General features: G+C 41.3%; 8 protein-coding genes. 6 read left to right on the top strand and 2 right to left on the bottom strand.

Annotation, left to right across the window (positions count from 1 at the left end; genetic code table 11):
• On the top strand, positions 1 to 195 hold a 195-nt coding region (locus tag XEN7305_RS14710), incomplete at its 5' end, for a transposase (RefSeq protein ID WP_006509744.1).
• Positions 196 to 324: 129 nt separating this feature from the next.
• Here the strand turns inward: XEN7305_RS14710 and XEN7305_RS26740 are convergent.
• Positions 325 to 3,195 carry a DUF4347 domain-containing protein gene (locus XEN7305_RS26740; protein WP_006510253.1) on the bottom strand — a complete coding sequence of 957 codons (2,871 nt, stop codon included), beginning with the start codon at positions 3,193 to 3,195 and terminating at the stop codon, positions 325 to 327.
• 165 nt (positions 3,196 to 3,360) lie between these two features.
• Between XEN7305_RS26740 and XEN7305_RS14700 the strand changes: the two genes are divergently transcribed.
• Positions 3,361 to 3,921, top strand: coding sequence for a DOMON-like domain-containing protein (locus XEN7305_RS14700; protein ID WP_202951287.1), 561 nt, complete (start codon positions 3,361 to 3,363; stop codon positions 3,919 to 3,921).
• 35 nt (positions 3,922 to 3,956) lie between these two features.
• On the opposite strand, the gene XEN7305_RS14695 is transcribed toward XEN7305_RS14700, so the two are convergent.
• Entirely contained in the window at positions 3,957 to 5,696 is a 1,740-nt protein-coding gene (locus tag XEN7305_RS14695; protein WP_238568982.1) for an alpha/beta hydrolase, read from the bottom strand.
• Positions 5,697 to 5,894: 198 nt separating this feature from the next.
• Between XEN7305_RS14695 and XEN7305_RS14690 the strand changes: the two genes are divergently transcribed.
• From XEN7305_RS14690 to XEN7305_RS14675, 4 genes are all read left to right on the top strand, one after another.
• Positions 5,895 to 6,644 carry a sucrose-phosphate phosphatase gene (locus XEN7305_RS14690; RefSeq protein ID WP_006510250.1) on the top strand — a complete coding sequence of 250 codons (750 nt, stop codon included), beginning with the start codon at positions 5,895 to 5,897 and terminating at the stop codon, positions 6,642 to 6,644.
• A gap of 22 nt (positions 6,645 to 6,666) precedes the next feature.
• On the top strand, positions 6,667 to 8,661 hold the full coding sequence (gene mnmG, locus XEN7305_RS14685; protein WP_006510249.1) for a tRNA uridine-5-carboxymethylaminomethyl(34) synthesis enzyme MnmG: 1,995 nt from the start codon (positions 6,667 to 6,669) through the stop codon (positions 8,659 to 8,661).
• A 51-nt stretch (positions 8,662 to 8,712) separates the two neighbouring features.
• Entirely contained in the window at positions 8,713 to 11,622 is a 2,910-nt protein-coding gene (locus XEN7305_RS14680) for an ABC transporter substrate-binding protein (RefSeq protein WP_006510248.1), read from the top strand.
• A gap of 132 nt (positions 11,623 to 11,754) precedes the next feature.
• Positions 11,755 to 11,949: a hypothetical protein gene (locus XEN7305_RS14675; protein ID WP_006510247.1), complete on the top strand. Its 195-nt coding sequence runs from the start codon at positions 11,755 to 11,757 to the stop codon at positions 11,947 to 11,949.
• The last annotated feature ends 332 nt before the right edge of the window (positions 11,950 to 12,281 follow it).

Below are 12,281 nucleotides of genomic sequence, written 5' to 3'. Positions count from 1 at the left end.
AAGAGAGCTTTAATTGAAACAGTCAATGACCAACTCAAAAATATTTCTCAAATAGAGCATTCAAGACACAGGAGTATCTGGAATTTTCTGGTGAATCTTCTGGCTGGATTAGTAGCTTACTCTTATTTCCCGCAGAAACCTTCTCTTGATCTAGAGCCCAAAGCTTTATCGGCTCTCCCTCCTACTGTTTTTTAACCCTGATTCAGCAGCTAGAAGATAGAGCCTAATCCATTTTAAATCTCATGACGCACAAAGCGCCAAGCTTTGCTGAGCGCAATTTATTTTTTAGCGATCGCGTATGGTCTTGGTTTCATCTTGTCGAACTCAGGTGGGATTACTAGTCCCGAAAACCACGTAGCTCTCTCCGGAACGATTGCCATTAGGTTTAGCCCATCTTGCTCCAATAATGACGTCAGCGAGACCATCTCCATTAACATCTCCCGCACTACTTACCGGACGACCTGAAAAATCAACCCCATCAATGCCATTAATAACAAAACCATTACTGCCATTAAGACTTGATAAATTAATCAAGTCATTTATGTCATTAGTCCCAAATACCACATAGCTTTCTCCAGAACTATTGCCATTAGGGTCAGCGAATCTTGCTCCAATAATAACGTCAGCGAGACCATCTCCATTAACATCTCCTGCACTACTTACTGATTCTCCTGAGCCATCACCTTCATCGATTCCATTAAGGACAAAACCATTGCTGCCATTAAGACTTGATAATTCAAATGCAGAAGGAAACAGTATCGAATCGTTATTGGCAACAGGACTATTACTAGGATACTCCACACCAGTAATGGTAATGGTTACAGTGGCTGTGTCGGTATCAATTCCATCGCTTACAGTATAGGTAAAAGTATCGGTAGCAGTTTCTCCTGAGTTGAGAAATTCAAATCGGTCATTAGGATCATAATCAAAGGTTCCATCGCCATTATTTGTAACTATTCCTAAAGCTCCTGTGGTATCAATGGTAGTAATGGACAGCAGATCCCCATCAGCGTCGGTGTCGTTGGCGAATACGCTACTAGTCGTAAATGCTGTATCTTTATCGGTATTAAAATCTCTGCCGAACACGACATAACTTTCTCCTAATCCATTAATGCCATTACGATCAGCACTCCTGGCTCCAATAATAACGTCAGCGATACCATCTCCATTTACATCTCCTGCATTACTTACTGAAGAGCCTGAACGATCAAACGAAGCCACACCATTAATTATAAAACCATTGCTACCATCGAGATTGGACAACTCAATGGGAGAACTTGGATTATCAGTCCCAAAAACTACATAGCTTTCCCCTGCATTACTATTTCCATTAGAATCAGCACTCGGTGCGCCAATAATAACGTCATCAAAACCATCTCTATTAATATCACCTGCATTACTGACAGAAGAACCTGGATAATCACCGATAGAAATCCCCCTAAGGATAAAACCATTGCTGCCATCAAGACTGGACAACTCAAAAGATTCATTTGGGTTACTATTCCCAAACACTATGTAGCTTTCTCCTAAAGAAGAAAAGTTATGAGGAGCCCCAATAATAACGTCAGCCAGTCCATCTCCATTGAAATCTCCTGCATTACTTACCGACCAACCTGAAAAATCACCGGCAGTAATACCACTAAGAACAAAACCATTACTGCCATTAAGACTATGTACTTCTATAGAAGCACTTGGATTACTAGTCCCGAAAACCACATAGATTTCTCCTGCATCACTGCCGTTAGAATCGGCATAAGGAACTCCAATAACAATGTCAGTTAGACCATCTCCATCAAAATCCCCTGCACTACTTACCGAAAAGCCTGAACGATCAAGGAAAGAAACTCCATTAAGCATAAAACCATTACTGCCATTAAGACCAGATAATTCGATAGATTCACCTGGGTTACTAGTTCCGAAAACTACATAGCTTTCTCCTCCACTAGAATCACTATTAGGATCAGCAAAGGGAGCACCAATAATAACGTCAGGCAGTCCATCTCCATTGAAGTCTTCTATGCCACTTACAGAAGTTCCTGAGCGATCACCCACATCAATTCCATTAATCACAAAACCATTACTACCATCAAGACTAGATGATCTAAGAAAAGAGCTAGAATTACTAGTTCCAAAAATCACATAGCTCTCTCCTGCACCACTGTTGCCATTAGGATCAGCGCCAGATGCCCCAACAATAATGTCATCAAAACCGTCTCCATTAATATCTCTTGCGCTACTTACTGATTGGCCTGAACGATCACCCAAATTAATTCCCTGAAAGACAAAACCATTACTGCCATTAAGATTATCTAGTTCAATAGAAGAATTGGGATTGCTCGTACCGAATACGACATAGCTCTCTCCCGAACTCTTAATGGTAGGAAAAAAATCAGCATAATCAGCCCCAATAATCAGATCGGCGAGTCCATCCCCATTGAAATCTCCTGCACTACTTACTGATCCACCGGAAAAATCCTCCTCATCAATTCCTTTAAGAATAAAACCATTGCTGCCATCCAAATTAGACAAATCAAAGGCTGCTGGAAATATTGAATCATCATTGGCAACAGGAACAGCAAAGATTCCAGCGTAGTTTTTTTGAGTCTTGGAGTTAAATGCTATTGACCTAGGCCTTAAGGAATCACTTTCCGCGATCGCAATATCTAATTGCCAATTACCTCCTAGCTCACTATTCCCTACCTTGGTACTCGAAGCTTGAATCTGGGCATTGGTTAACTGTTGTAACTTACTGATAAATTCTCTGCCGACATTACCTTGCGCGACATTGCAACCGTAGAGGAGAAGACGGGGAGATGGGGAGTTTGGGAAATGGGGAGTTTGGGAAACGGAGAACCAACTTTTGATCTTTGCTGCGTATAAAGGCAAAGTATCAAGATTTAATTTACTATTGCCCAAGTGAAGACAACCAGGCGAACCATGACTAACTAGATGCAGCGTTTCTAGATTGGGATATTCTCGTAAAATCTCGGTTATCTGACTAATGCGATCGCGATCGCGATTAAGAATTCTAACTGCTGCCCCGAAAACTACTCCTGCTGCTAGTTGTTGGGGATTCGCAACATTGGAGTCGATAATGACTAACGTTTTTGAAGAGGTAAGACTTTCTAGCGTTGTGACTTTTGCAAGACGATTTTGATTAAAATCTAATTTGTCGATTTCAGGAGCTAATAACATTATAATTACTGGTTAAAATATAAAAAGATCAGGCTTGTCTTTTAAAATGGTTCCCAAAAATAAAAGCTAAATTTAAAGTCTCACAAACAACATGATTGAAGTGTCACAGTAATTAATAAAATAGTTAAAAATTGAGATTACTCTATGATTAATTAACTAAATGCATTGAAGTTTTATCCTAAAATGAACAGCGATCGCAAATTTACTTTAAAGCCTTTTGAGTTATCTGATTCCAACCCCACAATAAATATTTCAGGCAATATTCTTAGAGCAGACAACAAACTCAAACTTGATTATTTACTGCAAGGGGATCTATCTCAAATCGTTATTCCTGTATCAGATGAGATTCCTACTCGTAAAGATGAATTATGGCAAACAACTTGCTGGGAATTTTTTATCGGCACCGCAAACTCTTCTCAATATTGGGAGTTCAATCTTGCGACCACTGGGGATTGGAATGTTTATCGTTTTAGTGGATATCGTCAGGGAATGACAGAAGAAAAAGCCTTTGATGCTTTACCCTTTAGGCTAAAAAAACAAACAAAATCCCTAACTATTAATCTAGAAATTAATTTAGATTTAATTGTTGAGTTGGATAAAAATTTAGACATCGCAATTACTGCTGTCATAGAATCTAACAACGGAGAACTTTCCTATTGGGCATTAGCTCATCCAGAAGCAATTGCTGATTTTCATCATCGAGAGGGCTTTATCATTCATTGCTAAAGCATTTTCCCAACACAAGAAAAACTTTAATTTATCTAGTCTTCAAACTTAGACTTGGCAATCTCATCAACTAACTTCTCCGAGGAATCCTCGCTAATTAGATAGGTTTTAAACTTTTGCCCTTGACTGAGATAGTTCAGATAAGAAGATTGTATATAAGGAAGATAATCTGGATCGTTGACGACATAAACTTCTGCAAAAGCAAGCACAGTAGCATGGCTATAATCTTGTAGCAATTGTGTCTCCGGCAAAACTATCTCTTCAACCGAATCAATTACTTCGCTCATACCACCATCAATGGTTGAAAGGTCAATATGAGTCTGACCTTCCTGCAACATAAGATATTTATTAGCACTAGTAAGCCAGGTAAAAGAATCCAATTGCTCGTAAACAAAAGGAGTGGCAGGATCATAACTGCCTGCCCCCAGAAGAATCGGGATTTGAATAGAGCTTAATCCTTGGGGGCCAAATATAGTTCTATTAACGGGATTATGACCCAAAACGGCAACAACACGCTCATCACGAAAATTATATTCCTGACGTTCGAGATCTAAAGCTTGACATTGCAACAGCAAGGCGGTATTCAGTCGACCCTCGCCAATAGTGCATTCGCGTTCTAGATGGTCAAAATCAATTGTTGCACCTGCAATGGCTAGGGCGGTATAACCACCAAAAGAGTGGCCGAAAACCCCAACCTTATCTAAAACTAGTTTGCCGTCAAATTCTTCTAGATTGCGGCGTTCCAGTTCATCGATCACATAACTAATATCTAATGGGCGATCAATAAATTCTGAGGTGAGAAAAACTTCTCGTGATAAGCCACTGAACAAAGCATCCTTTTGTTCGGAGTCGCTGCCAATATGTTGAGGTACTGCCACAACAAAACCGTAGGAAGCAAGATGTTGAGCGATAGGGGCAAATTCTTCTGTTGTCGAACCCAATCCATGAGAGATTATTAGCACTGGAGTATTGTCTCTTTGCGATCGCGCTGGCTGATAAAGATCGACATGAAAACTACGCTCTCGACTTTTATCGGTGAGTGTCCATTTTCGCTCCTTCACGCTATGACCTCCTCTTTCTCTTAAGTCCCGAAGGTCAGCAAAATTTACCGGCTCCGCTGCTGCTGCTTCGGCTGCGGACAATTGGGGGATCACCACTTCACTGAAAAGTTTTGTCGCTGCTACTGCTTTTTCGGTTGATTGGGAAATTTCGAGAATTTTTTGCAAATCAAACTGAATATTGGTTGGTAATTTGCGAAAAAAATTGATGAGACTCAATCCTTCATCATCGAAAGCGGCGGCTACCAATGCGCCTCTAAGAGCATATTTGCCATTCCGACCACCTTCAATTTGGATAGTATCACCCACCCGAGTGAGAATCTCTTCTCCTAAGTTACTGTTAAAAAAGCGCGAGACTAGAAGGGGTTCTAATGCTGCTGGAGTATTTAGAGCTTCACGAAATTTGAGTTGTGCTTCTTCATTTGTTCGAGCTAAGTCGAGAAAAAAACCTAAATTCCGATTAATTTCACCTTCTCGGGCAAAAATATCTAGAGACTCAACACGCAAAGGTTCTTTGATTGGAGGGTAGAGAAAATATAATGTTTGCGCCAATGTTTGCTTATTGAAGGGGAGAACTATTGAGGCGATAGTTACGGCTCCCAAAGTAAGACCTTGAAGCCAATGAGGCAAGGATGCTTGAGGATCGTTAGTTTGATGGTTAACTAGATAACTGGGAAAAAACTTTTTAAGTTTAGGAAACATCCAGAAGATTGCCATAATATTCGCGAAATGAGGGAGGAAATAAATCAACTCGATCGCGATACTATCAAAAAGTTGATTAAAAATTCAGCAAAAGAGCAGTAAACAAAGAGAAAATAGCGATCGCTTAAACCTAATATCTAATTCAATGATGATGCCAACTTGAATAAATACTGTTATTTTGGGCTTGGGTTGTGCAATCAAAGATAGGTAATAATGAAGCCATTTTTATTTGTTACAGATTTGGATGATACTTTGCTAGGAGATGATTTTGCCCTTCAAAAGCTTAATAAACAGTTAGAGGAACATCGCCAAAGATATCAAACAAAAATTGTTTATACAACAAGAAGGTCATTTTTCTCTTATCAAATAATAGCTCAGGCAAAATCTTTGTTGAAACCTGATGCCCTAATTACTTCCTTGGGCACCCAAATGTATTTTGATCCAGAACAAGCCAAATGCGATCGCGAATGGTCAGATATCCTCGCCCAGGGTTGGCATCGAGAACAAATACTCGCGATCGCCAATAAATTTCCCCAACTGCAACCCCAACCCCAATCTGAACAAAACCCTTTTAAAATTAGCTATTATCTATCCCATCCCATAGCAGAAACCATCATCAATCAATTAAAAATTTTTCTTGCCGAAGCAGGGTTCGAGATTAAATTTTTTTATCATGCCGATCAAGATTTAGATTTATTTCCCCCCAATGCTGATCAAGGTTTAGCCGTAAAATTTCTCCAAAGCAAATGGCAGCTAGCAACTTTGAGGACGGTGACTTGTGGGGATTCGATCAGTGATATTGATTTATTGAGTGGCGAAGAGAACGGTATCATTGTAGGGAATGCCAAACCTGAATTGCGGCAATGGTATCAAGAAAATCAAAGACCATCTCTATACCAGGCGCGAGAAGCTTCTGCTGGTGGCATTCTAGAAGGCTTACAATATTTCACCTTCCTCATTTAATAAGTTGGTTTAATCTATCCCTATGACAGTATCTTATCCAGTAGAATTTCAAGATAGTTTTGATGTCATTGTAGTTGGTGCAGGTCATGCAGGATGTGAAGCTGCTTTAGCCGCTGCAAGACTAGGTTGTCGAACTCTGATGCTTACTCTTAATCTGGATAAAATTGCCTGGCAACCCTGCAATCCTGCCGTTGGGGGCCCGGCAAAATCCCAACTCACCCATGAAGTAGATGCCTTGGGGGGAGAACTAGGCAAAATGGCAGATCGCACCTATCTACAAAAAAGGGTCTTAAATTCTTCTAGAGGTCCTGCTGTATGGGCCTTAAGAGCCCAGACCGATAAGCGTGAATATGCTGCGGTGATGAAAGAAATTGTCGAAAACCAAGAGAATCTCAGTATCCGTGAAGCTATGGTGACGGATTTGGTTTTGGGCAAGAATGAAGAAATTATCGGTGTCACAACTTATTTTGGCACAGCCTTTGGGGCTAAAGCTGTAGTGCTCACCACGGGAACTTTTCTCGGCGGAAAAATTTGGGTGGGCAATAAATCCATGGAGGCAGGTCGAGCAGGAGAATTTGCTGCAGTTGGTTTAACCGAAACTTTAGCTCGCCTTGGCTTTGAAACAGGCAGATTGAAAACGGGAACTCCCGCAAGAGTGGACAAGCGCTCGGTTGATTACGCTCAAATGGAATTGCAACTTCCAGACCAAGAAGTTCGCTGGTTTAGTTTTGACCCTGAAGTTTGGCAGGAAAGGGAGCAGATGAACTGCTATCTGACTCGCACAACGGCGGAAACCCATAAAATTATTCGGGATAATCTCCATTTATCACCTGTTTATGGTGGCTGGGTAGATGCTAAAGGCCCGCGCTATTGCCCAAGCATCGAGGATAAGATTGTCCGCTTTGCTGATAAAACTAGTCATCAAATTTTTATTGAGCCCGAAGGCAGAGATATTCCCGAGCTCTATATTCAAGGCTTCTCTACAGGTTTGCCAGAAAACCTACAACTGGCAATGTTACGAACTCTCCCTGGCCTGGAAAACTGTGTCATGCTTCGTCCTGCCTATGCCGTTGAATATGATTATCTGCCCGCAACCCAATGTTATCCCACTCTGATGACTAAGAAAATTGAGGGTTTATTTGCCGCAGGACAGATAAATGGCACCACAGGATATGAAGAGGCAGCAGCCCAGGGAATTGTTGCGGGTATCAATGCCGCAAGACTTGCCAGTAAGCAGGAAATGTTAATTTTTCCCCGAGAAGGAAGTTACCTGGGGACTCTAATTGATGATCTTTGCACTAAGGATTTGCGGGAACCCTATCGAATGCTAACTAGTCGCTCGGAATATCGTTTGGTGTTGCGTTCGGATAATGCCGATCGCCGTTTGACTCCCCAGGGTCGGGAAATTGGTTTGATCTGCGATCGCCGCTGGCAGTTATATACTGATAAACAAGCAAAGATCATTGCCGAAAAAGAACGTCTTCATAGTACCAGGATCAAAGAGCAAGCTACCGAGGGCATCGCGATCGCCTCAGCCACAGGACAGAAAATCAAAGGTTCAATTACCCTTGCGGATTTATTGCGCCGTCCAGGATTTCATTATCCCGACTTAGCTGAGCATAATTTGCATAACCCTGAACTAGCAACCCCAGAAACTGAAGGAGCAGAAATCGATATTAAATATTCTGGATATATCAAGCGCCAAGAAAATCAAATTGAACAGGTTGCTCGCCATGCGAATCGTAAACTACCTTCTGCGATCGATTATATGACCCTGGAAACTCTATCGATGGAAGCACGAGAAAAGCTGAATAAAGTTCGTCCTCTAACGGTGGGCCAAGCTTCTCGCATTGGAGGCGTTAATCCAGCGGATATTAATGCCCTGCTAGTATATCTAGAACTTAATCGTGCAACTTTGTCAAACGAAGGCAGAAGGCAGCGGTGCGACCCCGCGCCTTTGCAAGGCGCTAGGGAACGCGCACCAAGAGAGAAGGCAGAAGGCAGAAGGCAGCTCTAAAGAATTAGCTAGCGCGTCAAGGTAGAAGTTAGAAGTTATATTCCCAAACTGATGAATAGACCCTTTAGGTTCAAATCCCGCCGAGTTCTGGCCATAATTCTTTTTTTGCTCTCTCTGGTTCTAGCTTTATTCTTGAAGAGTTGGTTGTTTTCAGAAGAGCCTTTGATTATTGCGGTCTCTGTGGGGATAGATCAGCCGATCGATATTGGAGTTGATCAAGCAATCAAAGGAGTTGAAGAATATATTGCAGAAGTCAACCAAAAAGGTGGCATCAATGGCAAAAAGCTGAAACTTGAACTCTTTAATGATGGCAATAATCCCGAACAAGCTCGGGAGGTTGCCGAGGAAATTGCCCAGGAGAGTAATGCACTGGTGGTTTTAGGTCATTACTACAGCAGTTCTTCGATCGCAGCGGGAGAAGTTTACCAGGAATTTGGCGTTCCTGCCATTACCGGGGGAGCCACAGCTGATGAAGTTACCAAAGGAAATAATTGGTATTTTCGGACTCTGGTCAATGGCTCATCGCAAATGGATTTCTTGGCATTTTATCTTCAGGAAGTTCTGGGTTATTCCCAAGTATCTCTGGTTTATGATGCGGAGGAAGATTATAGTAATTCCGTCAAGCAAGCCTTTATCCAAGGAGCCGCCGAACATCAAGTTACAATCCAAAATCAGTGGAATATAGCCGCAGCGAATAATACTGAGCTCAAGCAAAATATCGAAAATCTAGTGGCAGAATTGGCAGATGCCAAGCCTGAAGAAGTTGGAGCGATCGTGGTGCTAGTGATTGAAGATCCTGCCGAACAAATTATCACTGCCATCAAACGCCAGGGATTATCCTATCCCATAATTGGAGGAGACACTCTCAGCTCAGGAACCTTTGTCCAGCGTTTTGCCAACTATCCCGAAGAGCAGGCGCAACCAGGATATTTTACCAATGGGATTTATTCAATTTCCCAAATTATTTTTGATGTTTTAGGAGAACGAGCTCAGAAATTTAAAAACCGCTACCTTAAAAAATACAATCAAGAACCCGGTTGGGTAGCAGCAACCTTTTACAATTCAGCCAAGGTAGCGATCGCCGCCCTAGAACGAGCAGAAGTTACAGGAAACCCCAACCTCTTGGCCCAAGAACGGCGCAAGGTTCGTAATCAGATTACCTTGATGAACTCCTTAGAAACTTCGGTCCCAGGGATTAATGGAGCAATTTACTTTGATGCGGAGGGTGACAGTGCTCAGAATGTGGCGATCAGTGTCACGGTGAATAACCAACTAGTTTCAGCTTTAGAACAGTTGACCCCCCTAGCTGTGACCAAATCCCAAGAGGAAACCGCAACAGATTTGACAGAAGGGACGATTGTTCAATTTGGGGAGCAATTTCTCAACCGAACTAATGTCGTTTATACCGGGGTTCGCCCTCGTCATATTTCAAATCTTGATCTAGAGCAAAAAACCTTTCAGTTGGACTTTGACCTGTGGTTTCGTTATCGTACTCCGGAAAACACCCAAAATACTATACCTATTGCAGATATTCAGTTTCTCAATGCAGTCGGCGAAATCGATCTTGGTAAACCTACTACAAAAGTAGTGAAAAATAATGTAGCCTACGATTTGTATCAGGTCAGTGGGACTTTTAACCTCAATTTTCTGGAGTCCGATCGCAATTTTGGCGAACATATTCTCGGGATTAATTTTATTAACCAGCAAATTGGACAAAACCATCTTCTTTATGTGATTGATTCTTTGGGATTGGGGCCTAATGCCGATCAATCTTTGGTAGAACTCCTACAAAATGATCAAGTTCTCAGTTCTGACACAGGCTGGCAAATTGAGCGAGCAACTTTTTTTCAAGATTCCACTGAGCAAGAGACTCTAGGAAATCCCATAGTATTGACTAATCAAGGCATAGATGCCCAGTTTTCTCGTTTTAATTTAGCTATTGTCATCTCCCAAGAGCAACTTAATTTCCGGAGGAAAATCGGCCGTTCCAGTGCAATTTATTTATGGATTTTAGCTGCTGTAATTATCTATTTTCTGAGTTTTAAAAAAAACTCTCAGAGGATTAAATTATCAGAATTGCAAATTTGGGGCTTAAAACTTGTTTCTAGCCTAATATTGCTATTTGCGACGGAAATAATTCTGGTTAAATCTCTAGAAAAACTAATAATAAGGGAATACACCGAATTTATAATTTTGATTTTCGATACTTTATGGTGGATTGTTCCAGCCTATTTCTTTGGCGAAGCTTTGGAGTTATTCTTTTGGAAACCTTTAGAGCAAAAAACTGGACAGGCTGTTCCCACCTTAGTGCATCGTATGGTGCTGATGGTTGTTTATTTACTAACTTTTTTCTGTGTGATTGCCTATGTCTTTAACCAACCATTAACTAGTTTGTTGGCGACTTCGGGCTTAGCCTTAACTATTATTGGTCTGGCAATTCAGATTAATATTTCCAATATTTTTTCCGGTCTAGCAATTAATTTGGAACGTACTTTTCAGGTTGGAGATTATATTGAAATTCTTGATGAAGGGGTTAAAGGTTATGTTGCAGATATTACTTGGCGAGCGACTCATATTGAAACTTTATCGGGTAATACGATTTTGATTCCCAATAGTGTAATTAATGATAAGACAGTGATTAATTACATGCGGCCCCAGACGATTACTCGGGCGACAATTCCCTTCACCCTCACTCAAGATACGCCCCCAGAAATGGCAATTGAGGCTTTTGAGCAGGCACTCTCAACCGCGATCGCCCAAAATTCCCAAAGTCTTCTGGCCGAACCCACTCCAGAGGTTCTTTGCGCGGGCACGGATTCTTTAGGAATTATTTATGAATTGAATTTTTGGTATATTCCAACCAATACAAATTTTGAGCAAATCCAGAATCTGGTGGTGCAAACTGCCCTCAAATACTTGCGGAAAGAAAATATTGAGTTGGCCTGTGGAGAGGAAGATTGAGTGAATTGAATATTTTTAGCACCTTAATATTGTGATTACTCTTACAACTAAACTGTGATCAGTCTTACAACTTGATTTCTATAATTGAGTTACCCTAGAGGATAACGATGTTACTAGGCAGTGAATTATATAATGACAAACTCAACTACTTTCACCGTAGAGCAAGAAAACCAAGATTTGGAAATCTGGTCTAATCTACGGTCTGCGATCGCAAAAAGTTCTGGATTTAAACGTTGGCAAAAAGAACAGGGAATTAGTGAGCAAAGTGATTTAGATTTTGTGGTACGTCGTTATTTGAAAGAAACCCTCGAAACTCTTGCTTATTAAAAAGCTTATATCGAGAATCAAAGCTACTTATAAGAATCATAGAACTTTCCCTATTGAATAAACTTTAATAGGGTATTTTTTTGTCTTGTTAAACCGAAGGCAGAAGAATGAAGGCAGAAGGCAGAAGGTAACTGGCATAGTGGGAGAATTAGACTCACTAGTATGCCCTGTTCCACTTAAAGAAGTGGAGGAATTCAACCTAAAGGGATAAGTTAGAAGTAGATTTATCCTTCTGCCCTCTCTCTTGGTGAGCGTTCCCTTGCGCCTGACGGCGGCGCGGGGTCTCACCGCTGCCCTCTGCCCTCTGCCTTCAAGGGCGAAGCCCCGTTAAA

Source organism: Xenococcus sp. PCC 7305, from assembly GCF_000332055.1.
Classification (GTDB): Bacteria; Cyanobacteriota; Cyanobacteriia; order Cyanobacteriales; family Xenococcaceae; genus Xenococcus.
The sequence above is the reverse complement of the archived record's forward strand: the minus strand, read 5'-3'. Positions and strand labels throughout refer to the sequence as shown.